Annotated in this window: 20 protein-coding genes, 1 pseudogene and 1 riboswitch; of the genes and pseudogenes, 4 read left to right on the top strand and 17 right to left on the bottom strand. The window is 68.1% G+C overall.

Annotated elements, in window-relative coordinates:
* Positions 1-49: 49 nt before the first annotated feature.
* From IQ220_RS01550 to IQ220_RS15450, 8 genes are all read right to left on the bottom strand, one after another.
* Positions 50-1,039 (bottom strand): ABC transporter ATP-binding protein, encoded by a 990-nt coding sequence (locus IQ220_RS01550; RefSeq protein ID WP_193912985.1) that lies wholly within the window; start codon positions 1,037-1,039, stop codon positions 50-52.
* A complete protein-coding gene (locus IQ220_RS01545; protein ID WP_193912983.1) occupies positions 1,036-1,872 on the bottom strand; it encodes a carbohydrate ABC transporter permease in 837 nt (278 codons plus the stop codon). Before IQ220_RS01545 ends, IQ220_RS01550 begins: the two co-directional genes overlap by 4 nt.
* Positions 1,869-2,738: a carbohydrate ABC transporter permease gene (locus tag IQ220_RS01540; protein WP_186698069.1), complete on the bottom strand. Its 870-nt coding sequence runs from the start codon at positions 2,736-2,738 to the stop codon at positions 1,869-1,871. Before IQ220_RS01540 ends, IQ220_RS01545 begins: the two co-directional genes overlap by 4 nt.
* Positions 2,735-3,976 carry an ABC transporter substrate-binding protein gene (locus IQ220_RS01535; RefSeq protein WP_228008800.1) on the bottom strand — a complete coding sequence of 414 codons (1,242 nt, stop codon included), beginning with the start codon at positions 3,974-3,976 and terminating at the stop codon, positions 2,735-2,737. Before IQ220_RS01535 ends, IQ220_RS01540 begins: the two co-directional genes overlap by 4 nt.
* 47 nt (positions 3,977-4,023) lie before the next feature.
* Positions 4,024-5,574 carry a glucosylglycerol-phosphate synthase gene (gene ggpS, locus IQ220_RS01530; protein WP_228008799.1) on the bottom strand — a complete coding sequence of 517 codons (1,551 nt, stop codon included), beginning with the start codon at positions 5,572-5,574 and terminating at the stop codon, positions 4,024-4,026.
* Positions 5,575-5,888: 314 nt separating this feature from the next.
* Complete coding sequence (locus tag IQ220_RS16320) at positions 5,889-6,158, bottom strand: FeoC-like transcriptional regulator (protein ID WP_193912981.1); 270 nt, start codon at positions 6,156-6,158, stop codon at positions 5,889-5,891.
* A 12-nt stretch (positions 6,159-6,170) separates the two neighbouring features.
* A complete protein-coding gene (gene feoB / locus IQ220_RS01520; RefSeq protein ID WP_193912979.1) occupies positions 6,171-8,552 on the bottom strand; it encodes a Fe(2+) transporter permease subunit FeoB in 2,382 nt (793 codons plus the stop codon).
* Entirely contained in the window at positions 8,545-9,165 is a 621-nt protein-coding gene (locus IQ220_RS15450; RefSeq protein WP_225875718.1) for a FeoA family protein, read from the bottom strand. The genes feoB and IQ220_RS15450 overlap by 8 nt, the downstream gene beginning before the upstream one ends.
* 674 nt (positions 9,166-9,839) lie before the next feature.
* Between IQ220_RS15450 and IQ220_RS01510 the strand changes: the two genes are divergently transcribed.
* The 3 genes and pseudogenes from IQ220_RS01510 (at position 9,840) to argS (ending at position 14,226) form a co-directional block, all read left to right on the top strand.
* The gene (locus IQ220_RS01510; RefSeq protein WP_370566304.1) at positions 9,840-10,310 is read left to right on the top strand and encodes a histidine phosphatase family protein; all 471 of its coding nucleotides are present in this window, start codon (positions 9,840-9,842) and stop codon (positions 10,308-10,310) included.
* A gap of 113 nt (positions 10,311-10,423) precedes the next feature.
* The gene (locus tag IQ220_RS01505; protein ID WP_193912977.1) at positions 10,424-11,875 is read left to right on the top strand and encodes an iron uptake porin; all 1,452 of its coding nucleotides are present in this window, start codon (positions 10,424-10,426) and stop codon (positions 11,873-11,875) included.
* Positions 11,876-12,392: 517 nt separating this feature from the next.
* A pseudogene (gene argS / locus IQ220_RS01500) lies at positions 12,393-14,226 on the top strand (arginine--tRNA ligase).
* Positions 14,227-14,262: 36 nt separating this feature from the next.
* On the opposite strand, the gene IQ220_RS01495 reads toward argS, so the two are convergent.
* The 7 genes from IQ220_RS01495 to ruvB form a co-directional block, all read right to left on the bottom strand.
* On the bottom strand, positions 14,263-15,474 hold the full coding sequence (locus tag IQ220_RS01495) for a sodium:proton antiporter (RefSeq protein WP_193912975.1): 1,212 nt from the start codon (positions 15,472-15,474) through the stop codon (positions 14,263-14,265).
* Between the two features lie 41 nt (positions 15,475-15,515).
* Complete coding sequence (gene thiC, locus IQ220_RS01490) at positions 15,516-16,904, bottom strand: phosphomethylpyrimidine synthase ThiC (protein WP_193912973.1); 1,389 nt, start codon at positions 16,902-16,904, stop codon at positions 15,516-15,518.
* A 95-nt stretch (positions 16,905-16,999) separates the two neighbouring features.
* Positions 17,000-17,117: riboswitch (TPP riboswitch) on the bottom strand.
* Positions 17,118-17,159: 42 nt separating this feature from the next.
* Complete coding sequence (locus tag IQ220_RS01485; RefSeq protein ID WP_193912971.1) at positions 17,160-17,717, bottom strand: HEAT repeat domain-containing protein; 558 nt, start codon at positions 17,715-17,717, stop codon at positions 17,160-17,162.
* 88 nt (positions 17,718-17,805) lie between these two features.
* Positions 17,806-18,057, bottom strand: coding sequence for a DUF3188 domain-containing protein (locus tag IQ220_RS01480; protein WP_193814958.1), 252 nt, complete (start codon positions 18,055-18,057; stop codon positions 17,806-17,808).
* Positions 18,054-19,337, bottom strand: coding sequence for an amidohydrolase (locus IQ220_RS01475; RefSeq protein WP_228008796.1), 1,284 nt, complete (start codon positions 19,335-19,337; stop codon positions 18,054-18,056). The genes IQ220_RS01480 and IQ220_RS01475 overlap by 4 nt, the downstream gene beginning before the upstream one ends.
* 27 nt (positions 19,338-19,364) lie before the next feature.
* On the bottom strand, positions 19,365-20,177 hold the full coding sequence (locus tag IQ220_RS01470; protein ID WP_193912970.1) for a tetratricopeptide repeat protein: 813 nt from the start codon (positions 20,175-20,177) through the stop codon (positions 19,365-19,367).
* Positions 20,174-21,265 (bottom strand): Holliday junction branch migration DNA helicase RuvB, encoded by a 1,092-nt coding sequence (ruvB, locus tag IQ220_RS01465; RefSeq protein WP_193912968.1) that lies wholly within the window; start codon positions 21,263-21,265, stop codon positions 20,174-20,176. The genes IQ220_RS01470 and ruvB overlap by 4 nt, the downstream gene beginning before the upstream one ends.
* A 101-nt stretch (positions 21,266-21,366) precedes the next feature.
* On the opposite strand from ruvB, the gene smpB reads away from it, so the two are divergent.
* Entirely contained in the window at positions 21,367-21,867 is a 501-nt protein-coding gene (gene smpB, locus IQ220_RS01460; protein ID WP_193913186.1) for an SsrA-binding protein SmpB, read from the top strand.
* On the opposite strand, the gene IQ220_RS01455 is transcribed toward smpB, so the two are convergent.
* Both IQ220_RS01455 and IQ220_RS01450 read right to left on the bottom strand, forming a co-directional pair.
* A complete protein-coding gene (locus IQ220_RS01455; protein WP_193912966.1) occupies positions 21,864-23,948 on the bottom strand; it encodes a serine/threonine protein kinase in 2,085 nt (694 codons plus the stop codon). The genes smpB and IQ220_RS01455 overlap by 4 nt on opposite strands.
* Positions 23,948-24,949, bottom strand: a complete 1,002-nt coding sequence (locus IQ220_RS01450) for a cysteine synthase A (RefSeq protein ID WP_193912964.1) — start codon at positions 24,947-24,949, stop codon at positions 23,948-23,950. Before IQ220_RS01450 ends, IQ220_RS01455 begins: the two co-directional genes overlap by 1 nt.
* Positions 24,950-24,992 lie beyond the last annotated feature (43 nt).

The following is a 24,992-nucleotide window of genomic DNA, read 5'->3' as shown; positions in this document are numbered from 1 at the left end:
CTCTGTCTTGGTTTAAGCGCAAATGGCCGCCAGCGCCAGCACCCGGGCCTCAGCAGCGCAGCCCGCTGGCCTGCTGGAAGCGATGTTCGTGGCGCCGGTCCCAGCCCAGCTGCAGCGTGCTGGCGATCGGCTGGCTGCCGTCGCAGGTCCAGCGCAGCTCGCCGTGGGGGCTGCTGAGCGTGAGCTGCTGGCTGGCGCCGTGCCACTCGCGGCTGAGCACCCGCACCGGCAGACCGCCCTCGGTGACTGGATACAGGTGCTCGGGGCGGATGCCCACCAGGAGGCCGTCCTGCATCGGCAGCAGGTTGATCTGGGGCCGGCCGATGAAGCGCGCCACCGCCACGTTGGCAGGCGTGCCGTAGAGCTCCTGGGGCGTGCCGCACTGCTGCAGGCGTCCCTGCTGCAGCACGGCGATGCGGTCGGCGATGCCCATGGCCTCCTGCTGGTCGTGGGTCACGTACACCACCGGGGCCTGACTGCCGCAGAGGATCGTGCGCAGCTGGGGGCGCAACTCCTCCCGCAGCTGGGCATCGAGGTTGCTCATCGGTTCATCGAGCAGGAACACCCGCGGCTGGCGCAGCAGGGCCCGGGCCAGGGCCACCCGCTGGCGCTGACCGCCCGAGAGGTCGGCGGGGCGGCGCTGGCTCTGGTCCTCCAGCTGCAGCATGGCCAGCACCCGGTCGATCTCCTGCTGCCGCTGCTGCCGCGGCACCCCCCGCAGCTCCATGCCCAGGGAGAGGTTGCGGGCCACGCTCAGGTGCGGGTAGAGCGCATAGCTCTGGAACACCATGGCCACCTGACGCCGCCCGGCCGGCAGGGCGGTGATGTCGCGCTCACCCAGCAGGATGCGGCCGCCATCGGGCTGATCGAGGCCGGCGATCAGCCGCAGGATCGTGCTCTTGCCGCAGCCGCTCGGCCCCAGCAGCGCCACACACTCGCCCGGCTCCACCCGCAGGTCGATGCCCGCCAGGATCGAGCGCTGGCCGAGGCGGCGTTCCAGGCCTTCGAGGCGCAGGGCAGGGGCTGGTGCGCTGCTCATCCCTTGATCGCTCCCTGGGTGAGGCCGGCCACGATCTGGCGCTGGAACAGCAGCAACAGGGCCAGCAGCGGCACGCTGCCCAGCACGGTGGCGGCGGCGAAGGCGCCGTAGGGCACCGTAAACACCGACGAGCCGGCCATGCGGGCCATGGCTGGCGCCAGGGTGAGCAGCTCACTGCGGCTGAGCCAGGTGAGAGCGATCGGAAACTCGTTCCAGCTGAACAGGAACACCAGCAGCGCCGTGCTCACCACCGAGGGCCCCATCAGCGGCAGCAGGATCCAGCGCAGCCGCTGCCAGAGGCTGAAGCCCTCCAGCACGGCGTTCTCCTCCAGCTCCCGCGGCAGCTCCGCAAAGGCCGCCTGCAGCAGCAGCAGGGCCAGGGGCAGCGACAGACCGGCGTAGGGCAGGCACAGGGCCAGCAGGTTGTTGGCCAGCCCCAGCTGCCGCGCCACCTGCAGCAGGGCCAGAAACAGCAGCACGTAGGGGAACACCGCCGCCGCCAGCAGACCGCCGCCCACCAGCAGCCGCAGCAGGCCGCCGCGGCGGCTGAGGGCATAGGCACAGGGGATGGCGAGGGCGAGGGTGAGCAGCGTGCTCAGGGCCCCCACCACGGTGCTGTTGAGCAGGTAGCGCCAGAAGGGGGGATCGCTGCCCAGCACGGCGCCGTAGTTGGCCAGGGTCCAGCCGCGGCCCAGGGCCTCTGCGCCGGCCAGCAGGGCCTCCGGGGTGCGCAGGGAGGTGTAGAGCTGCCAGAGCATGGGCGCCAGACTCCAGATCAGCAGCAGCGCCACCAGGGCCAGGCGACCGCCACGGGGGGAAGGGGCCTGGCTCATGCCGCGCCCTCCCGCCGCCGGCGCTGGCTGAGCACCAGGGCCAGGGCGCAGGCCAGCAGCAGGGCGAACATGCCCAGCATCACCGTGGCGCTGTAGCCGAAGTCGAGAAAGCGCATGGCATTGAGGTAGGCGTAGAGGGCCAGGCTCTCGGTGCTGCTGGCGGGGCCGCCGCCGGTGAGCACGGCCACCAGATCGAACACCCCCAGGGCCTGGGCCAGGCGGAACAGCAGCACGATGAAGATGTAGGGGCGCAGCAGCGGCAGGGTGATCCAGCGCAGGGCCTGCCAGGGGCGGCCACCCTCGAGGGCCAGGGCCTCGTAGAGATCGGCCGGAATGCTCTGCAGCCCAGCCAGCAGCAGCAGGGCCACGAAGGGAGTGGTTTTCCAGACATCGGCCAGCACCACGGCCAGCCAGGCCAGCTGGGGCGATGCCAGGAAGGGCAGGCTCGGCAGGCCGATGGTCTGCAGCAGGCCGTTGATCGGCCCGTTGGGGTCGTTGAAGATCCAGCGCCAGCCCAGGGCCATCACGGTGGTGGGCAGGGCCCAGGGCAGCAGGCTGAGGCTGCGCACCAGGCCCCGGCCCCGCCAGCGCTGATGGAGCAGCAGGGCGATGGCCAGCCCCAGCAGCAGCTCCAGTCCCACCGACACCACCGCGAAGCGCAGGGTCTGGGCGGCGTCCTGCCAGAAGCGGCCGTCGCCGAGCAGCCGCTGCCAGTTGGCCAGCCCCACCGGCACGGGCTCCAGGCCCGTGAACACCGACTGGGCCTGCAGACTCAGCCAGGCGTAATCCAGGATCGGCCACACGAACACGGCCAGCAGCAGCAGCAGCGCCGGGGCGATCAGCAGCAGGGCGAGGGCCGCACTCATCGCAGCGCCGCCTGGCCGCTCGCTTGCAGCAGCTGCTCGCTGGCTCGCCCAGCCCGGTCCATCGCCTGGGCCGGCGGGGTGTCGCCGGTGATCACGCCACTGAGCTGGCGCTGCACGATGTCGCTGAGCTGGGCGTATCCGGGGTTGATCGGACGCAGCACCACGGCCTCCAGGGCCTGCTGCAGCACGGGCAGCAGGGGGCGCTCCAGCACCAGCTCCGGGTCGTCGAACAGGGCGGTGAGGGTGGGGGTGTAGCCCCAGCGCCGCACCAGCTGGCGCTGGCTCTCGGCGCCGCTGAGGGCCTGCAGCACCTGCACGGCCTCGGCGGGATGGGGCGTGCCGGCCAGCACCGAGAGCCCCCAGCTGCCCTGGGTGGCGCCGGAGGTCTGACCGGGCTCGGCCACCATGGTGGTGACGCCCACCTTGCCGGCCACGGCGCTCTGGGGCCGTTGCAGCTCCTGCCAGGCGTAGGGCCAGTTGCGCATCAGGGCGGCGTCGCCGGCCTCGAAGCTCTGCAGGGCCTCCGGTTCGGCGAAGTTGGCCACGGCGGCGGGGCTGACGCCCGTGTCGATCAGGGAGCGCATCCAGGCGGCGGCCTGATCGGCGGCGGGTGTCAGCAACCCCATGCCGGGCTGGTCGGCCTGCCAGGCGCCGCCGAAGCCGTGCAACACCTCCAGGAACACGCAGCTGAGGCCTTCGTACTGGCGGCCCTGCCACACGTAGCCCCAGCGCACCCGGCCTTGGCGCTGCAGCTGCTCGGACACGGCCACCAGCTCGGCGGGGGTGCGGGGCGGGGCGTCCATCAGGTCGGTGCGCCAGTAGAGCAGGCCCATGTCGGCCACCAGGGGCAGGCGCCAGAGGCGGCCATCGATGCGGTTGCCGGCGCGGGCGCCCGGGGCGAGAGGCTCGAGGGCCTCGGCGCCGAGCCAGTCGTCGAGGGGCAGCAACCAGCCGGCGGCGGCGTACTTGGCCGTCCAGGTGACGTCCATCAGCAGCAGGTCGTAGGGGCTGTCCCCCAGCAGCAGGCTGCTGATGGCCAGATCCGACACCGACTCAGTCTCAAAGGGGCCCCGGGTCACGGCGATGCGCAGATCGCGGTGCTCGCGGTTGAAGGCCGCCACCTGCTCGGCGGTGGCATCGGCGAAGGGAGCGGGCATCAGCACCCGCACCGTGGTGGGCTCCTGAGCACCGGCCAGGCTGCGCCAGCCACCCACGCCCCCGGCCAGGGCGACCACCATCCCGAGCATCAGGCCGAGGGCCAGGAGCCAGCGTCTGGAGGGGAGGCTCAAATCGCGCGCAGGGTGCCCAGTTGCTGTTCGGCCCAGTGCTGCACGGTGAATTCCTCCACCGCCTCCGACATCGAGGCCATTCTCTGCTTCTGCTCCTCCAGGGGCATCTCCAGGGCGGCGACGATGGCCGCGTCCATGCTGCGGTGGGAATAGGGGTTGGTGACCACGGCGTCTTCCAGTTCCACCGAGGCTCCGGAGAATTCCGAGAGCACGAGCACCCCGCCCTGGCCCTGGCGGGCGGCGACGTATTCCTTCGCCACCAGGTTGAGACCGTCGCGCAGCGGCGTGATCCAGCACACATCCGACTGACTGAACCAGGCCACCAGCTCGTCGTAGGGGGTGCGGCGGGTGGAGAGGCGCACGGGGGTCCAGTCGATGCGGCCGAAGCGGCCATTGATGCGGCCCACGATCTCCTCCACCGAGCGCTGGATGTCTTCATAGATGCGCATGCCACTGGCGGCGGCCACGCAGGCGAGGAACAGCTCCACCCGGCCGTGCCACTGGGGCTGCTGCTCCAGCACCCGCTCATAGGAGAGCAGCATCTCTTCGTTGCCCTTGGTGTAATCCACCCGGGAGGCCGAGATGATCAACTTGCGGCCGGCATGCTGCTCGGAGATCTGGGTCGCCATCGTCTGCACCTCGGTGCTGTCTCTCAGCTCACGAATCACATCCGGAGAGGTGCCAACCGGTGAGGCCTGGATATGCACCCGACGGCCGTTGTGCTCCAACCAGGGCAACACCGTGGGCTGGGCCAGGGCACTGCCGTGGTGGCGGAACTTGACCGCCACGGGCACGGGATCCCCACAGCGGGCGCCACGCAGATTGATGGCGGTGCGGGAGAAATTGTCGGCGTAGCGGGGAATGTGGAAGCCCACCAGGTCGCAGCAGAGCAGGCTGTCGAGAATTTCATCCCGCCAGGGCAGGATGCTGAACACGTCGTTGGAGGGGAAGGGTGTGTGGTGAAAAAAGGCGATCCTCACATCGGGCCGGAGGGCCCGGATCTGGGCTGGGGCCAGCCAGAGGTTGTAATCGTGCACCCAGATCGTGGCCCCTTCCGCCGCCTCCTCACAGGCCGCACGGGCAAACGACTGGTTGACGCCTACGAAGGTGTCCCAGTCTGAGTTGTCAACACTGAAAAGGCCTGGAAAGCTGTGCAGAATCGGCCAGAAGGACTCCTTCGAGGTCACATGATAGAAGCTTGAAATCTGCTTCTCGGTGAGCGGCAACCGTCGCAAGGTGAACGGGTTGGCCGATGGAACGGTGAGCCGTTCATCAGCGGCATTGACCGCGTCTTCATCCTGGCGCCAGGAAATCCAGGTGCCGGAGCGTTCCTCCAGAAACAGGTTGCGGAGGGTGGGAATGATGCCGTTCGGGCTCTTCTGGTCGACAAACTCAGTGCTGCCATCAGCAGCGGTTTTCAGGTCGTAAGGAGAGCGGTGGTACACCAGCACAAAGCTGCTGCCGCCGAAGGCCTGGCTGGAAGCCGAGCGCTCAAGGGTGCTGGGCGTGGTCGGACTGGATGTGGTCGGACTGGGTGTGGCACGCATGGCTTGGGACACTGGCATCAACAGGAGATCGCTGGACTGAAGGGTGTGGGCCGCATGGCGGATCAGCGTGGGACGAGCCTGGGATCAGCGCGTTCTCCAGGCAGGCCGAGGGCCTGATCGCGTCGCCAGCGCTGCGCGCCGAAAAAGATTTGCTGAGTCGAATCTAACGTTCGATACTAGATCATGCGTACCACTTTGTCAAGCGCTTTTCATCGCCGCATGTGCGTCGCTGATGTCCTCAGTGTGCTGGGCAGAGTCACATCAAGCTGATCGATGGGCGGCAAGGATGATGCAGAAGCGATCTCCAGCGAGACTCACTGAGGACGCTGCTCCTGCTGACAGGGCCTCTGAGCCGGCACATCCGTGTCGCCCATCCAGCGGTAGAACTCCAATGCTTTCTCGTCGCAAAGCGTGCAGCCATGGCAGCGCTGCGCACGAGGCAGGCGCTGGGCCCGGCCCTTACGCTCCAGCAGATCCAACATGCCTCGCAGAGCGTCAGCTGGTACACCCAGGCTGGCTTCCATCTGGGTGAGCGAAGCCGCTCGATGGTCTCGTAAGTAATTCTGGAGAAGACTGAGAATCACAGGATCTGGATCTCAGAGGGCTTGGGCAGAGGCATCATTCAGCCGCTCGCGCTCCGGGTCCACGGCCCGGGGGCCGATGGCCTTCAAGCCGAGAATGGTGAGGGCAGCAACCACCATGACGGCCAGAATCCAGCCCATGGACAGGCGCGGATGGCTGGCAAAGGTTCCCACCTGATAGAAGAGGGTGGATGCGGCGTAGGCCAGACCCGTGGTCCAGAGGCCGACAAAGGCTGTCCAGCCCCCGTTGGTTTCCCGGTAGACCGCACCCATGGCGGCCACACAGGGGAAGTAGAGCAGCACAAAGATCAGGTAGGCAAAAGCTCCGATCCTGCCGTTGAAGCGGGTGGCCATGGCGCCGAACGTTCCCACCCCAACCGCTTGCGCCTCGGCCGCTGCATCCACGTTGCTGACATCACCCACAGTGATGCCCAGGGGGTCGAGCAGCATGGCGGGAACCTCCGACAAGTTGGCTGGAATGGTGGCCACCGCCTCCGCCAGGCCATCCCAGAAGCGGAAGTCGTCGTCGGCCTGGGGAGCGAGGCCTCGGGCCGCATCATCCTGGGCCCCAAGCGTGGAATAGAGCGCATCAAGGGTGCCCACAACGGCCTCCTTGGCAAACACACCCGTGAAGATTCCCACCGTGGCCGGCCAGTTCTCCTGACGGATGCCAAGAGGGCTGAAGACAGGAGTGATTGATCGGCTGACGCTGCTGAGCACAGATCGATCACTGTTCTCATTGGAAAAGCTGCCATCAACACCCACTGAACTGAGGATGCTGAGCACCATCACCATGATCACAATCACTTTTCCGGCCCGCATGATGAAGCTTTTCAACCGCTCCCAGGCTCGGATCAGCACTCCCTTGATGGTGGGCATGTGGTAGGCCGGCAACTCCATGACGAAATGGGATGCCTGGCCACGCAGGATGGTGGTTTTCAGGATCAGGCCGGTGAGCACGGCCATGGCAATACCGATGAGGTAAAGACCAAACACCACGTTCTGACCGGATAAAGGGAAAAAGGCCGCAGCGAATAGGGCATAGACCGGCAGTCGCGCTCCACAGGACATGAAGGGATTCATCATGATCGTGAGCAACCGATCGCGCCTGTTTTCAAGCGTACGGGTGGCCATGATGGCAGGCACATTACAGCCAAATCCAATCAGCATGGGTACGAATGATTTGCCTGGCAGGCCGATCAAGCGCATGAAGCGATCCATCACGAAGGCCGCCCGGGCCATGTAACCCGAATCCTCCAGGATGGCCAGAAAAAGGAACAGGATTCCAATGATGGGTATGAACGTGGCTACGGTCTGGATGCCGGCACCGACACCTCCGGCAAGGATCAGGATCAGCCACTCAGGCATCTGAGCCGCAGCCAGCAGGGCGCCGAATCCATCCACGAAGATGGTGCCCGCTGCAATGTCAAAGAAATCAATAAATGCTCCACCGATGTTGATTGTCACCAGAAAGAGTGCATACATCACCAGCAGGAAGATGGGGATTCCCAGCCAGCGGTTCAGCACCACCTGATCGATCCGGTCTGACACACTGCGGCTGACGAGACGGGTCTGCCTGGCCACGCCAGAGACCAGCTGCCGGATCCAGCCGTAGCGGCTGTCAGCGAAGACCACATCGATGTCGTCCTGGAGAACCTGGCGGATGCAGCGCCGATGGCTCGCCACCTGCTGGCTCAGCTCGCGCCGGCCCTGCAGCAGGGTCTCGCCCTGGGAACCGCCCTCCAGAAGCTTGAGGGCCAGCCAGCGGTGGTCCGGCGTGAGGCTGCCGGCGCCCACAGCGGCGCTCAGGCAGCCGAGCTGGGGCATCAGGGCGGCGATGGCATCCTCCACCACTGGCGGGTAGGCCACATAGGGCCGGGGTGGCGTCGGGCTCTGCAGCTCACGCTCCACGCCATGCAGGAGGCTCTCCACCCCGATGCCCTTTGCGGCCACCAGCGGAACGACCGGGGATCCCAGCCGCTCGGAGAGGGCGACGCTGTCGGTGGCGAAGCCCGCCTCTTCGGCCACATCAATCATGTTGAGGGCCACGATCATGGGGAGACGCATCTCCATGATCTGGGCAGTGAGATAGAGATTCCGCTCCAGATTCGAGGCATCAACAATATTAATGATCAGATTCACCTTGCCGGAGGTCAGATAATCCCTGGCCACCTTTTCATCGAGGCCTCCGTGGGAATCAGCCAGGTCAAGCGAGTAGATACCAGGCAGATCCACGAGCCGCACCGGCATGGAACCAACCTCGAGCAGGCCTTCCTTGCGCTCGACCGTGACTCCGGGCCAATTGCCAACCCTCTGATTGGTGCCAGTCAGCTCGTTGAACAGGGTTGTCTTGCCACAATTCGGATTGCCACAAAGGGCGATGATGGCTTCAGGCATGGCGTAACACCGTAACGATCAACATGTCAGCTTCATGCTTACGCAGCATGAGTGAGAATCCCCGCACTTTCAATTCCACCGGATCGCCCATCGGGGCATGGCGAGTGACTTCAAACTCGGTTCCAGGAGTGAGACCCATGGCCAGAAGTTTCTGGCGGTAACTTCTCGATCCCTGCCGATACCCCTGAACACGGCCGCGGCTGCCTGCGGGGAGGGTCTGCAGCTGCACCTGATCCACCGGGTGCGCTGAGCCGGACTGCTGCGTGGGTCCCTGGGGTGACATGTCCATGGATGAAGCGAGCGATGGAATGGAGCTTGACGGCGCGTCCGGGGCGATCTGGATGGCTGAGCGGCGTACCCGGATGGCTCGGCTCATCGCCCCATCCAGGGCCAGGCGGGCATTGGCGACCGCCACCAGATGGGAGTCGCGGGCAGCGCGCATCACCACCCGCAGTGGGCAACCCCGATGCAGGCCCATGCTGATCAACCTGTCCCTGAGTTCTGCCTGGGCGCTCACCTCCACAACCCAGAGTGGTTCCTCCAGGCAAGCCTCAGCAAGCAGAAACGACGACGCATCGAGTCTGGATGGGTTGGCTGGATCGCCTGGTTTCACGTACGCCGCGGCGGAGCGCCAGAGCCCGGGCCAGGACCTCCACCGCCGCAGGGCAGCCACACCTTTGCCGATATCTGGCCAGGTCAATGCAGACCTCTACTCCTGAACCACACACCTTGTTTAGCCATTTCGACTGCAGATGGCATCGGTCATGACACCCGTAAACGTATGAAATGTCACCCTGACCGATCAAGAGCGCACTCAGTGTGTCCAGCCTGTAACAATCAGCACTTGCAGGAGTGATGCACAAGCCATCGGCTTCTTCCTTGATCCCATAGGGTTCAGACGCGGATTGGCGCTCCTTGGCCTGTGCTCCAACGTCTAACATTTATCTGTGGATGGGTGATGAGATCTGACAAGCATGATTCCATTGAACAAGTCGCTTCTAGTTCCGTTCTAAAGAGGTCTTGCTTCATGTCCCGACTAGTCCTGTCTCTTGCCTTGGGCATCATCGGAGTGTCGGCTGCCCATCAGCCTGCATGGACTGCAGTGAGTGAATCTGAACGCGTCTCAACGCGCACAGGGGGCCAGACCATTGCCCCACTTCGCTTGGCTCAGGCGCTGTCCCCTGGTGAACAGGCCAACGCAGACTTTCAAGATCGAATTAGTGGCAAAGCGCTGCTATCAGCCCTGAAACAGGGAGCTATGTCATCTATTTCCGCCACGCTCAAACGGTGAAAGACTATGCCGATCAAGCCGATCCCAACATGAGCCTGGGCGAGTGCTCGACCCAGCGTCAGTTGAGCCAGCAGGGCATTCAGGATGCCAGAGATATTGGTGCCGCCTTCACGACCAAGGGCATTCCCGTGAGCAGAGTGATCTCCAGCGAGTACTGTCGCTCCTGGCAGACGGCGAACCTGGCCTTTGGAAGGTATGACAAGAAGGATTCACGTCTGAATTTTCTTCCCTACGAGGAGTACACCGATGACTTGGTTGCTTTGATGAAGAAGAACGTCACTCCCTTACTGACTGAACTTCCAGAACGCGGCAGCAACACAGTGATTGTTGGCCATGACGACATTTTTGAATCGGCAACTGGCATCTATCCAGATCCCCAAGGCATCGCCTATGTGATCAAGCCGGATGGCCGAGGCGGATTCACTCTCGTGGCCAATGTACTGCCAGGGGAATGGGCGCAACTCTGAGCCTGACGACAGCCCGCTTGACCCAACCAGCCAGAAGGCCCACCGGCACAGACCACTGTGTTGAGAATGAGAATCGTTACTACGCTTACCTTTCCTTTTCGTGTGAGGAACCCATGCACCTGTTCCAGCAACTGCTGGTTGCCCCCGCAGCACTTGGACTGCTGGCCCCTGTGGCCGCCACGGCTGCCGAGCTCAACTTCGACGGCGTTGACCGGTACGCCTCCCAGGAGCAGGTGACCAGCATCTCCCAGTTCTCGGACGTGCAACCCACGGATTGGGCCTACCAGGCTCTCTCCAACCTGATTGAGCGCTACGGCTGCGTCGCCGGGTATCCCGACGGCACCTACCGCGGCCAGCGGGCCATGACCCGTTTTGAAGCCGCTGCGCTGCTGAACGCCTGCCTTGACCGCGTCACCGAGGTGACCGACGAGCTCAAGCGCCTGATGGCCGAGTTCGAGAAGGAGCTGGCCATCCTCAAGGGCCGCGTCGACGGCCTTGAGGCCAAGGTGGGTGAGCTGGAGGCCAGCCAGTTCTCCACCACCACCAAGCTCAGCGGTCAGGCCACCATGGTGCTGGGTGGCGCCGGGAACACCGGTTTTGGTGACAACATCACCGCCAACTACGACGTTCAGCTCAGCTTCGACACCAGCTTCTCCGGGAAGGACCTGCTGCGCACCACCCTGCGGGCAGGTAACTTCGGCAGCTCGGTGTTCGGCAACGGCAACACCGCCCTGGGCATCAGCTTCGGTGAGGAGGACTCCGCCGACTCTGTGTTCATCGATCGCCTCTTCTATCAGTTTCCCATCGGTGAGAACTTCATCGCCACCGTGGGTGCCAACGTCGCCCAGGACGACATCGTGCTCTGGCCCACCGCCTATCCAGTGGACATGGGCCTCGACATCTTCAACTACGCCGGCGCCCAGGCCACCTACAACAAGACCCAGGGTGCCGGAGCCGGCCTGCAGTGGCAGAAGGAAGGATGGGCTTTTACCATGGCCTACGTGTCTGACATCGGTGCAGCCTCCGACTCAACCGTCGGCGCCGGGCGGGACTTTATCGTGACCGCACAGGGGGGCTACATCGGAGAGAACTGGGGCGGTGCCATTGCCTATACCTACTCTGACTACGATCCGTTCGAGCTCTTCCCCACCAGCGCCAGCAATAACGTGGCCGTGAGCGGCTACTGGCAGCCGAAGGAAGCTGGCTGGGTACCTTCGATCAGCGCCGGTTTTGGCTGGTCGGACATCGACCGCCGCTCCAACGATGAGGCTTGGAGCTGGATGGTGGGCCTCACCTGGGATGACATGTTCATCAAGGGCAACAGCCTCGGCATGGCCCTCGGCAGTGTGGGAGTGGTGGATGGGGGCAAGTGCGGCACGGTGGGAACCTGCAGCAACAGCCTCTGGGTTGATGGGGGCGATGGGAACGACAACCTGGCCTACGAGCTCTGGTACAACTGGCAGGTCACGGACAACATCGCGGTGACTCCCGCCTTTTTCTACATCGAGAACACCGGCACGGATGACACCTTTGGTGGCATGTTGAAAACCACGTTCTCCTTCTAAGGCTGATTCAGCCCGTTTGATAACGATCTCTGGCGCTGAGACTCTCTGGAGTTTCGGCGCTTTTTCAGCAAGGAGGCAACGCTGAAGCTCAGGCCTGGCCGCCACGCCGGTCTGCAACCTGCGGCTTCGCCCGAGGCCTGGGGCCTGGCCTGCGCCCCAGCGGGATCTGCCCCGGCGTCACCGTTCCAGAGCAGGAACCAGCGCTGACCCCGACGCCAACCACCTGGGGCAGCGTGGCCAGTGAAACGATGGGGATCGGGCAACAGATCACTCTCCAATCAGGCCGAAGCGCAGGCACACCAGTGGAAGTGAGTGCTGCTCCCCACCCCTAGCGCCATCGACCGCTGCGACCCAGGAAGAAAGCGTGAATCAGAGGTGACCCAGGGCAGCCGACGGCGTGCCCGATGTGACATGGCCCTGCAGCCCGGGGGCAGGGGGGCCAGCGACGGAAGGCGGAGGGGGATGATCGGAGCCGGATTGTTGTTCCACCCCGGCACACCGGCCGCCCCTGCCACCCATGCTGCGCATCGCCCACGCCCTTGAAGCCCAGCTCACGGCGGCCCTGGAGCGGGCGTTTCCCGATCAGGCGGCGGTGGCGCGGCAGGGCGGAGGCCGCCTGGATCCCCAGCTGGGGGCGGCCAGCAAGCCTGAATTCGGCGATTTCCAGGCCAATGGCGCCCTGGCCCTGGCCAAGCCGCTGGGCCAGGCGCCCCGCGCCATCGCCAGCGCACTTGTGGCTGAGCTCGGCACCGACCCCAGCTTCACGGAGCTCTGCCTGGAGCCCCAGATTGCCGGCCCAGGCTTCATCAACCTCACCCTGCGGCCGGAGCGGCTGGCGGCCGAGCTGGCGCACCGCCTCGACGATCCGCGCCTGGGGGTGCCGAGCGTGCGGGAGCCCGGCTCTATAGCGCCGGCGCCGGTGATCGTGGACTTCTCCAGCCCCAACATCGCCAAGGAGATGCACGTGGGGCACCTGCGCTCCACGATCATCGGCGACTCCCTGGCCCGGCTGCTGGAGTTTCGCGGCCATCCGGTGCTGCGGCTCAACCACGTGGGCGACTGGGGCACCCAGTTCGGCATGCTGATCACCCATCTCAAGCAGGTGGCGCCGGAGGCCCTCAGCACCGCCGACGCGGTGGACCTGGGCGATCTGGTGGCCTTCTACCGCCAGGCCAAGGCCCGCTTCGATGCCGATGGCGCCTTCCAGGCCAGCTCCCGCGAGGAGGTGGTGAAGCTGCAGGGGGGCGATCCGGTGTCGCTGAAGGCCTGGGGGCTGCTGTGCGACCAGAGCCGCCGCGAGTTTCAGAAGCTCTACGACCGCCTCGCCATCGACCTGAGCGAGCGGGGTGAGTCGTTCTACAACCGCTATCTGGGGGCGGTGGTGGCCGATCTGGAGGCCTGTGGCCTGCTGGTGACCGACGACGGCGCCCGCTGTGTGTTCCTCGAAGGCGTGAGTGGAAAAGACGGCAAGCCCCTGCCGGTGATCGTGCAGAAGCGCGACGGCGGCTTCAACTACGCCACCACCGACCTGGCCGCGATCCGCTACCGCTTCGCGGCGCCGCCGGAGGGGGATGGCGCCCGGCGGGTGATCTACGTGACCGATGCGGGCCAGGCGGCCCACTTTGCGGGGGTGTTCCAGGTGGCCGAGAGGGCCGGCTGGATCCCGGCCGGGGCACGCCTGGAGCATGTGCTTCGGGCTGGTGCAGGGCGACGACGGCAAGAAGCTGAAGACCCGTGCCGGCGACACCGTGCGCCTGCGCGACCTGCTGGATGAGGCCGTGGAGCGGGCCGAGGCTGACCTGCGCCGCCGCCTAAGCGAAGAAGAGCGCAGCGAAGACGAGGCCTTCATCGAGCAGGTGGCCACCACCGTGGGCCTGGCGGCGGTGAAGTACGCCGATCTCAGCCAGAACCGCAGCACCAACTATCAGTTCAGCTTCGATCGCATGCTGGCGCTGCAGGGCAACACGGCCCCCTACCTGCTCTATTCCGTGGTGCGCATCGCCGGCATCGCCCGCAAGGGGGGCGATGGGGCGGCGGCCGGTTCCGGGGATCCAGCCCCGGAGGCACCCAGCGCGCTGAGCTTCAGCGAACCGCAGGAATGGGCCCTGGTGCGGGAGCTGCTCAAGCTCGATGGCGTGATCGTGGAGGTGGAGGAGGAGCTGCTGCCCAACCGCCTGTGCAGTTACCTGTTCGAGCTCAGCCAGGTGTTCAACCGCTTCTACGACCAGGTGCCCGTGCTCAAGGCACCTGAGCCGGCCCGCGCCTCGCGCCTGGCCCTCTGCCAGCTCACCGCCGCCACCCTGAAGCTGGGCATGGGGCTGCTGGGCATTCCGACCCTGGAGCGGATGTGAGCGCAAGGGGGGCGGCGCCGCACAGGACCGCTCAGCTCAGCCCGAGGACTCGACAGGACTGCCGGACGGTGCAGGCGCGATCTCCCCAAGCCCCCGCATCAGCGGCGTGATCGACAGACCCTGCACGATCACCGAGAAGGCCACAACCGCAAAGGCCGTTGTCACCACGGCGTCGCGGTAGGGAAGGCTGGTGGGCAAGCCCAGGGCGAGCGCCAGGGCGAGGGCACCGCGCAGGCCGCCCCAGAAGAGCACGTGCTGGTGGTTGGCCTTCACCCGCAGCGACGACGAACCGAACAGAACGCAGCAGCCATAGGTGGAGAGGGCCCGGCCGGCCAGCACCAGGCCAATGGCGATGCCGATCGGCAGCAGCACCCGGGAGAAATTCTGGTGGGCCTCCAGCATTCCCATCAGCAGGAAGATCAGCGAATTCACCACGAAGGCGGCGTACTCCCAGAAGGATTCCACCGCTTCGCGGCCTTTGGGGGAGATGGCGCCCAGGGGGCCGAGGTTGCCCAGCATGATGCCGGCGGTGAGGGTGGCCAGCACCCCCGACACCTCCAGTTGCTCCGCCAGCAGAAAGGAGCCGTAGGCCGCCACCGTGGTGAAGGTGATCTCCACCAAGGGGTCCTCGGTGCGGCCGGCCAGGGCGAGCAGGGCCGCGGCCACGGCGGCGCCACAGGCCACCCCACCCACGATCGTGAGTGCCAGAAACTGGACGGTGCCCAGGGGCGTGATCGTGGCGCCGGTGGCGAAGGCGATCGCAATGGCGAAACCCACAGCGGCGGTGCTGTCGTTGAGCAGGCTCTCCGCCTCCACCAGCTCCCGCAGGCGGCCATGCACCCCGGCCTCCTTGAAGGTGGCGATCACCGACACCGGATCCGTGGCCGAGATCAGCACACCGAACAGCAGGGCCGCCTGCCAGCTCCAGTGGGCCAGGTAGTGCATGCCCAGGGTGGTGACGCCGGCGGACACCACCACCCCCAGGGTGGCCAGGGTGAGCACCACCGGCAGGTCCTTGCGCAGGGCGGGCCAGGCGATGCAGATCGCCGCCTCGAAGATCAGGGGCGGCAGGAAGGCATTGAAGATCAGCTCCCGCGTCAGGGCGATATCAGGAGCGAAGGGCAGCCAGGCCAGCAGGATGCCCCCCAGCACCAGACCCACGCTGTAGGGCAGGCGCCAGCGGCGGGCCAGCATGGCCACCACGGTCGCCACAAGCAGCAGAAGCTCAACCGTTTCGATTGTGAGCATGGGGAAGGTAACAAGGGCTGCAGAGGCCGCCCCCGCCGCACTCAGACCCCCACCGGCTGGCCTGCCGCGGCCTCCTGGGCCTTCAGCACCTGCTCCAAGCCGGCCAGATCCTCATCGGTGATCTTGGTCTGCATCGGGCAGTGCTTGGGTCCGCACATCGAGCAGAACTCGGCCTGCTTGTAGATGTCAGCCGGCAGGGTTTCGTCGTGGTATTCCTTGGCCCGCTCCGGGTCCAGGCTGAGCTCGAACTGTCTGTTCCAGTCGAAGGCATAGCGGGCGCGGCTGAGTTCGTCGTCGCGATCGCGGGCTCCTGGGCGGTGGCGGGCGAGGTCGGCGGCGTGGGCGGCGATCTTGTAGGCGATCAGGCCCTCACGCACGTCCTCGGCGTTGGGCAGGCCGAGGTGCTCCTTGGGGGTCACGTAGCAGAGCATGGCCGTGCCGTGCCAGCCGGCCAGGGCGGCGCCGATGGCGCTGGTGATGTGGTCGTAGCCGGGGGCGATATCTGTGACGAGCGGGCCGAGCACGTAGAAGGGCGCCTCGCTGCACTCCTCCATCTGCTTTTTGACGTTGAACTCGATCTGGTCCATCGGCACATGGCCCGGACCCTCCACCATCACCTGGATGTCGTGCTCCCAGGCGCGGCGGGTGAGCTGACCCAGCGTCTTCAGTTCAGCCAGCTGGGCGGCATCGGAGGCGTCGTGCTGACAGCCGGGACGCAGCGAATCACCCAGCGAGAAGCTGCAGTCGTAGCGCTTGAAGATCTCGATGATGTCATCGAAGCGGGTGAATAGCGGGTTCTGCTTGTGGTGATAGAGCATCCACTGGGCCAGGATGCCGCCGCCGCGGCTCACGATGCCGGTGAGGCGACCCTTCACCAGGGGCAGGTGCTCGATCAGCAGACCGGCGTGGATCGTCTGGTAATCAACGCCCTGCTGGCAGTGCTTCTCGATGATGTGCAGGAAGTCGTCGGCATCGAGCTTCTCGATCGAGCCGTGCACACTCTCCAGCGCCTGATACACAGGCACGGTGCCGATCGGCACGGTGGAGGCGTTGATGATCGCCGTGCGCACTTCATCGAGGTTGACACCGCCGGTGGAGAGGTCCATCACCGTGTCGGCGCCGTACTTCACGGCCAGCTGCAGCTTGGCCACCTCTTCATTGAGGTCGGAGGCGTTGGGGGAGGCGCCGATGTTGGCGTTCACCTTGCAGCGGCTGGCGATGCCGATCGCCATCGGCTCCAGGTTGGGGTGGTTGATGTTGGCGGGGATGATCAGGCGGCCCCGGGCCACCTCCTCCATCACCAGCGATGCGGGCAGGTTCTCCCGCTGCGCCACATAGGCCATCTCCTCGGTCACCACGCCCTGGCGGGCGTAGTGCATCTGCGACACGTTGGCGTCGCCACGACGCTTCTCAATCCAGGCGCTGCGCATGATCGGCTCGGGAAGGGGGTGCAAACGGACCGGCGGCCAGGGGATGGGAAGGCACAACTCCGGATCCGAACACTCCCGGGACCAGGCGGACCACGGTTGGATTCGGCACACTTCCCTGCGCCGGCATGACCCGGATCAGGTTCGGAGGGTGTGATCTCAGCCCTGGCAACACCCGCCGGAAGTGGCGTGTGCGGGGCACCCCTAGTGACATCAGAAAGCTAGCAAGGTTGTCCCTGGGGCGCCTTGCCGCGGCCGTCAGCCCTCGGCTGCCTTGCCCTGCAGTCCGTTCAGCGCCGCCGCCACCACCCGGTGGTCGCCGTCCTGCTGCAGGCCGCTGAGCAGGGTTCTGGCCCGCTCGACCACGCCGGCATCAGCCGGGGCCGAGCGCTGCTGGACCAGGCGGCCGAGGATCTCGGTGCCCCCCACCCGCACGGTGTCGTCGGCATCGGCCAGGGCCAGTTCCGCCAGTTCGAGCAGATCCGCCGCCCGCGCCTCGGGGTGCTCCGCCACGGCCGAGAGCACGCTGCAGCGCAGCAGCCACTGGGTGTCGGCCCGGAAGGCCTCGAGCACCACGGGCCAGGCCCGCTCCAGCCCGTAGCTCACCAGGGCATTGGCCGCCTCGGCGCGCACGTTGGCGTCCTCGTCGTGGTGCACGGCCTGCACCAGGGCCTCCCAGCCGGCCTCGGTCTGCTTCACGCCCAGGCCGGCGCAGCTCAGGGAGCGCACGATGAAGGCCGACTGCTCCAGCCCCCGCAGCAGCAGCGGCACCGCCTGCTCATCCGGCACCTCCCGCAGCCCCACCAGGGCAGGCATGGAACGGGAGGGATCACCGGAGAGGATGGCCTCTTCGAGCGCCGGCAGGTCGGCGGGCTGGTTCTGGGGGCGGGGGTCGGAGCTTCGCTCATGGTTCCAGCCTGGCGGATGGCCGGCCCTGGCGCAGGGCCGCCAGCAACGAGCGGCGCCGCCTGCGGCGGCTGTGGAGGCTGGTGCCGAGCAGGGCCGCGCCGATCACCAGCGCCGGCACCGCCTGCCAGCGGTCGGGGCCGCGGCGCTGGGCCAGCACTCCCAGGGCCACCACCAGCAGCAGCGGCGCGGAGAGGGCCAGCATGGTGTAGAGCAACGGGCGCTGACGCGTGGCAGCGGGGGGACTCATCGGGGCCGCTCCATCCAGCGCAGCAGGCTCAGGGTGAGCACCCGCACGCCCACCGCTAGAGCGCCCTCATCGGGGGCGAAGGTGTTGCTGTGCAGGGGGGCGCAGCCGTCGGGTCCCGCCACCCCGAGGCGGAACATCGTGCCGCGGATGCCGTCGAGCAGCTCGGCGAAGTCCTCCGCCCCCAGAGAAGGCTGATCCAGCCACTGCACCTGCTGGCTGCCCAGCACCTCACAGCCGGCCTCCGCCACCAGCTGGGTGAGGGCCGCATCGTTCTGCACGGGCGGCGAGATGCAGCGGTAGCGCACCCGGGCCTCGCCGCCATGGCCGCGGCACAGGGCGTGGACCGTCTCCTCGATCCAGGCAGGCAGCTGGGCGTGCACGTCGTTGTCGAGGCAGCGCACCGTGCCGAGCAGGCGCACGTGGTCGGCGATCACGTTGAAGGCCTTGCCCCCCTCGATCCGACCAAAGCTCACCACAACCGGATGCAGGGCATCGAGCCGCCGCGAGATCGCCTCCTGCAGCCCGCTCACCACCCTGGCCGCGATCCAGATGGCATCGGTGCTCTGGTGGGGCCGGGCGCCGTGGCCACCCTCCCCCAGCACCTCCACCTCCAGTTCGCCCGCCGCCGCCGTGAGGCTGCCGCTGCGCACCCCGATCGTGCCCACCGGAATGCTCGGAAAAGCATGCAGACCGAACAGGGCCGCCACGTTCTCCATCGCCCCATCGGCCTTCATCCAGGCGGCCCCCTGGGCCGTTTCCTCAGCGGGCTGGAACAACAGCCGCACCCGGTGGCGCAGCAGCTGGGGCTGCCGCTGGGCCACTGCGCTGAGCAGGCGGGCCACCCCCAGGCCCACGCTGGTATGGAGGTCATGGGCGCAGGCGTGCATCAGGCCCTGCGTGGTGGAGGCGTAGTCGAGCCCGGTGCGTTCCTCCACCGGCAGGGCATCCATGTCCACCCGCAGGGCCACCACGAGGGGCTCGACGGGATCGCCACCCGGCCCGGAGCCAGCCGGCCCCAGCTCGGCCAGCACGCCGGTGCGGCCCACCCCCTCGCGCACCTGCCAGCCCCAGCGGCGCAGCTCCCCGGCCACCAGAGCCGCCGTCTGCTGCTCGTGGCCACTGAGTTCGGGGTGGCGATGCAGGTGGCGGCGCAGCTGGATCAGCTCCGGCAGCACGGCCTGCAGCTCCGCCTCCAGGCCCAGGCACTGCCAGCTGAAGCCGGCACCGGAGCCGCCGGCCTGGCCAGAGGTCGCCGCAAGAGGAGTGGGGCTGGTGGGCATCAGGGGATCAGCTCAGGGGGGTGCGGCTCAGGAGAGGGCCAGGAACTGCTGGAGAGCCTCCACCGGAGCGGGCGGCCAGCGCCGCGTCTGCCGTAACCATTCTTCCTGGCGGTAGCGGGGATCGAGGCCGGAAGCGGCCGCCCAGTTGCTCTCGGCCTCGCCGCGGTGGCCCTGTTGCCAGAGCAGGGCCGTGAGGCCGGCGCGGGCGTCAGCGAACAGGGGATAGCGGCGGATCAGCGCGCGCAGCGCCTGTTCAGCCTCGGCGCGATCCCCCAGCTGGAACGCGGCCAGGGCGGCACTGGAGCGGGCCATCGCAAAGCCCGGCCGGGCCAGCGACGCCGCCTCGAAGCTGGCCCGGGCCGCCGGCCAGTCGCCCTGGGAGCCGAGCACGTTGCCGAGGTTGTAGAGGGCCGAGGCATCGGCTGGATCACGCTCCAGGATCCAGTGGTAATCGTCTGCGGCGGCCTGCCAGCGCCCCAGCGACTCCTCAGCGGTGCCGCGGTTGAGGTGGGGGTCGGGGCTGGCCGGATCGAGCTCTGCGGCGCGGCTCTGGTCGGCAATCGCCGCCTCGGCATCGCCCAGGGCCAGGCGCACATTGCCGCGGTTGCTCCAGGCGGCGGCGTCGCCGGGCGCCAGCTCCAGCACCTCATCCCAGAGGGGCAGGGCCTCGCCGAAGCGCCCCTGGCGGCTGGCCAGCAGGGCCTGCTCGAACAGCCGCTCGTGGGCGGCGGGATCCGGCTCGGCACCTGCGGCCCCTGCACTCCCCAGCCAGACCAGCAGCACCAACCCGGTGGCCAGCAGAAGCCTCGACAGGCGGGTAGCGAGGGCTCGCCAGCTCATGCGATGGCGCCCTGGGCGTCGAGATGGGCGCGGCCGGCCGGTGTGAGCAAGCGCCCCCGGGGGGTGCGTTGCAGCAGGCCCTGCTGCAGCAGGTAGGGCTCCACCACCGCCTCGAGGGTGGCGGGGTCCTCGCCGAGGCCGGCGGCCAGGGTGTCGAGCCCCACCGGGCCGCCCCCGTAGGCCTCCAGCATCAGCCGCAGCAGGCGACGGTCGTGGGCATCGAGGCCGCGGCCGTCGACGCGGTGCAGGCTGAGGGCCTGGTCCACCAGGGCCGCCGTGATCAAGGGCTCACCGTTGACGGCCGCCACATCCCGCACCCGGCGCAGCAGCCGGTTGGCGATCCGCGGCGTGCCCCGGCAGCGGCGGGCCACCTCCAGGGCCGCCTCGGACTCGAGCTGCAGGCGCAGCAGCCCGGCCGCCCGCTGCACGATCGCCTGCAGGTCCTGCAGGCCGTAGAACTCCAGCCGCTGGATCAGGCCAAAGCGATCCCGCAGCGGCGAACTCAGCGAGCCCGCCCTGGTGGTGGCCCCCACCAGGGTGAAGGGCGGCAGCGGCAGGCTGCGGGTGCGGGCGGTGGTGCCCTTGCCCACGGTGAGATCGAGGCGGAAGTCCTCCATGGCCGGATAGAGCAGCTCCTCGGCAACCCGGCTGAGCCGGTGGATCTCATCGATGAACAGCAGCTCGCGGGGCTGCAGGTTCACCAGCAGGCCCACGATGTCGCGGGGGCGCTCCAGGGCCGGCGCGCTGGTGATGCGGCAGCGCACCCCCAGCTCCTCGGCCAGCACCAGGGCCATGGTGGTCTTGCCCAGGCCCGGGGGGCCGTAGAGCAGCACGTGATCGAGGGCCTCGGCGCGGGCCTGGGTGGCCTCGATGGCGATGCCGAGCACCTGCTTGAGTTCGCCCTGGCCGATGTAGTCGGCCAGGCGACGCGGCCGCAGCGAGTCCTCGCGGGCCTGGGGAGCCTCAGGCGCAGCCTCGGGCCGGGGGGCAGTCTCGGCATCAGCCTGGGGATCCACCAGCCGCTGCCCGGAGCCGGCGCCGCTGCGGCGGCGATCCTGGCCCTGGGATCCGGAGGAGACGATCGCCATGGCTGGAGGGTACCGGCCCCGCCCAGCCGCTGTGCCGCCTGGGGTGCCCTGCAGGGCACCTAGGGTCGGCAGTGGAGCAGGCGCGCAGCGAGAGCGAAACCATGGCCAAGGGCGGCACCAAGAAGCTGGCCGCCAGGGCCCAGCGGGATGCGGCTCGGCGCCTGCTGGCCGACAACCGCTTCGCCCGGCACCAGTACGAGATCCTCGACGACCTCGAATGCGGCATCGAGCTGCTCGGCACGGAGGTGAAATCGGTGCGGGCGGGGCAGGCGAACCTGCGCGACGGCTTCTGCCTGATCCGCAACGGCGAGCTGCAGCTGCACAACGTGCACATCTCCCCCCACAGCCATGCCGGCGCCTACTTCAACCACGAGCCGCTGCGGGTGCGCCGCCTGCTGGCCCACCGCCGCGAGATCGAGCGCCTGCGCGTGGCCCTGGAGCAGAAGGGCCTCACCCTGATCCCACTCAACCTGCACCTGCACGGCTCCTGGATCAAGGTGTCCCTGGGCCTGGGCAAGGGCCGCAAGCTGCACGACAAACGGCAGGAGGAGCGGCGCAAGCAGGAGGCCAAGGACACCCGCTCCGCCATCGCCCGGCTCTAGGCGCCCGGCTGGTTCGGCTCGTCGTCGCCGTTGGGGGTCCCGACGGGAGGGGGGGGCTCCCGGAGCAGCGGCGGCCCGCCGTCCGGGGGGGCCTCCGGTCGGGCGGCTGGAGGGGCCGAGCGCGGCGGCGGGTCCGCTGTCCCGCCAGGCTCCGGTGCTGCTTCAGGGGTCTGGGGAGTGGTGGGCTCCGGAGGGGCGCTGGGCACGGGCAGGTCGGCCCGCAGCGACAGGGTGATCAGGGCCGGAGCGACTCCCTCATTGGTCACCAGCAGCTGAACCGGGGAGGCCTTCTGGGCAGGCAGGCTCACCACCCGCAGCGGGCCCTTGGGCTCCAGCAGCGTGCCGTCGGCGCCGAACACGCTCATCGCCATCAGGGGCGAGCCGTTCACCCCGAGCACCAGGCGCTGGCCCGGGGTGAGCCGCACCGGGAACAGCCGCGCTCCACCGGCCTCCACCGAGGCCGAGATGGTCTGGGTCTGCAGGGGCCGGGCTTCGATCGCTTCGATCTGCATGCTGCCGAGGATCTGCTCAGCGGCGGCAAACCAGAGCTGGCGGAACGGCTCCGGTGGGATTCCCGAGTCCTGCCGGCCCCGCAGCAGGTTCTGGGCATTGCCCGACACCAGCTGACGCAGCACCTGGGGGCTGATCCCCTGGCTGGCCAGGCTCTGCTGGCGCCGTTCCCAGTCGGCGTTGCTGTAGCCGCCGAGACGGCGACGGATTCCCAGGGGCAGTTGCTCCACCCGGGCCAGCCACTCCTCGGCCAGGTCGTTCCACACCTTGCGCAGGGGCGCGTCTTCCAGGGAGTCGCTGGGCGGGCGTCCACCCCGCTCCGGGAACTGGGCCAGCAGGCTGGCATCCACCAACTTCAAAAACCAGCTGCGATCCACCTGCAGGGCGCGCAGCCGGTTGAGCAACTGCTGGCGCTGATCCACCTCTCCAGGCGGAAGGCTGCCGCTGGGCAGCTGCAGGCCCGCATCCGGGACCGTGGGCGCCGCCTGGCGGCCGCGGCTGAGCCACCACCAACCGAGCGCCGTGCCGATCACGGCGGAGAGCACCAGGGCCATCACCACTGGCCAGAGGCCACCCTCGGCGGCCTCATCCCTGGCCTCACCCCGGTTGCGGACAGGGGTGGCGGGCACGGGGGAGCGCAGGGGCGGCAGATCCGGCGGAGCGGCAGGGGCCGCAGAGGCGGCAGCGGCAGCGGCGGCAGCGGCGGGGCTGGCCGGCTGCCGCACCGGCGGCGGCACCAGCACCACGGTGCGGTCGGCCCTGGCCACCGGGCCGGTGGACTCAGGCATGGCCAGGGCCTGAAAGGCCGTGAGCGCCTGGCTGGCCGACGCGAAGCGCTGATCCGGTTGGCGCTGCAGCAGGCGTTGCAGAGTGTTCTGCAGGTCCGGCTCGGTGCTCAGGGCCGCGGGCATGCGCCACTGGGCCGTGACCGGATCCAGCAGGGTGGCCGGCGCATCGCCACTCAGCAGCACCAGAGCCGTCACGCCGAGGGCATGCAGGTCCATCCAGGCCTCGGGCCTGGAGCTGTGGGCCAGCTCCGGCGGCGCATAGCCGGGAGTCACCACCACGCCGCCGGCCACCAGCCCGTAGTCGAGCAGCACGGGCAGGCCGTCGCTGTCGCGGCGCAGCAGGTTGGCCGGACAGAGATCGCCGTGCACCAGCTCCTGGCCATGCAACACCGCCAGCACGGGCAGCAGCTGGCGCACCAGCAGCAGCACCTCGCCGGCACCGAACACCATCTGCCGCTCGGCCCGCACCTCGATCAGCTGCTGGTAGGTGCGCCCCCCCTGCCACTCCCGCACCAGCCAGAGGGCGTCGCCGTCCTGCACCGGGCTGCCCAGCCGCGGCACCTGGGGGTGGAGCACCCCCTGCAGCCGGCCCCAGCGGGCCAGGGCGGCGGCCTGGTCGATGCTGGGCTCCAGCCGCCGCAGAGCCACCAGGCCATCGCCGGCCAGCTGGTCGCGGGCGCGCCAGAGGCTGCCCTGGGCTCCCTGGCTGAGGCATTGATCCAGCCTGTAGCGATCGCCGATCAGCACACCCGGCTGCGCGGAAGGAGCGGAGTCAGGAGGCATCAGCCGGCGGCGGCCAGGGCCCGCTCAGGTTGCCGCAACCCCTTGGTGGCGAGCCACTCCCGGTCATAGAGCCGGGAGCGGTAGCGGTCGCCGCTGTCACACAGCACGGTGACGATCGTGTGGCCTGGGCCGAGGCGGCGGGCCGTCTCCACGGCCGCGGCCACATTGATGCCCACCGACCCCCCCAGGAACAGGCCCTCCTGCCAGAGCAGGCCATAGATGGTGTCCAGGGCGGCCTGGTCGACGATGCGCACGGCGTCATCCACCGGTGCACCCTCCAGATTGGCGGTGATGCGGCTGTTGCCGATCCCCTCGGTGATCGAGCTGCCCTCGCTGCGCAGCTCGCCGCTGCTGGCCCAGCTGTAGAGGGCGCTGCCCTCCGGATCGGCGAGCACACAGCGCACGGCGGGCTTGCGTTCCTTCAGGTACAGGGCCACGCCGGCGTAGGTGCCGCCCGTGCCGGTGGCCGCCACCCAGGCATCCACGCGGCCTTCGGTCTGCTCCCAGATCTCGGGGCCGGTGGAGCTGTAGTGGGCGCGGCGGTTGGCCAGGTTGTCGAACTGATTGGCCCACACCGCCCCGGGGGTTTCGGCGGCAATGCGGCCCGAGAGCTTCACGTAGTTGTTGGGGTCGCGATAGGGCACGGCGGGCACGGTGCGCACCTCGGCCCCGAGGCTGCGCAGCAGGCCGATCTTCTCGGCCGACTGGGTGTCGGGAATCACGATCAGGGCGCGGTAGCCGCGGGCATTGCAGAGGTGGGTGAGGCCGATGCCGGTGTTGCCCGCCGTGCCCTCCACCACGGTGCCCCCTGGCCGCAGCAGACCCTCCTGCTCAGCCTCCAGCAGGATGCCCAGGGCGGCTCTGTCCTTGACCGAGCCGCCGGGATTCATGAACTCCGCCTTGCCCAGAATCTCGCAGCCCGTGAGCTCACTCAGGGCACGCAGGCGGATCAGGGGGGTGTGGCCCACCGCCCCGACAAAGCCCTGAGTGATCTGCCCCATGCCGTGATCGCCGCGTGGCGGGATCGTAGGCAACCTCCCTAAG

It is taken from the genome of Cyanobium sp. LEGE 06113 (assembly GCF_015207615.1).
Note: the sequence above shows the minus strand (reverse complement) of the source record. Positions and strands in the feature narration are given on the sequence as shown.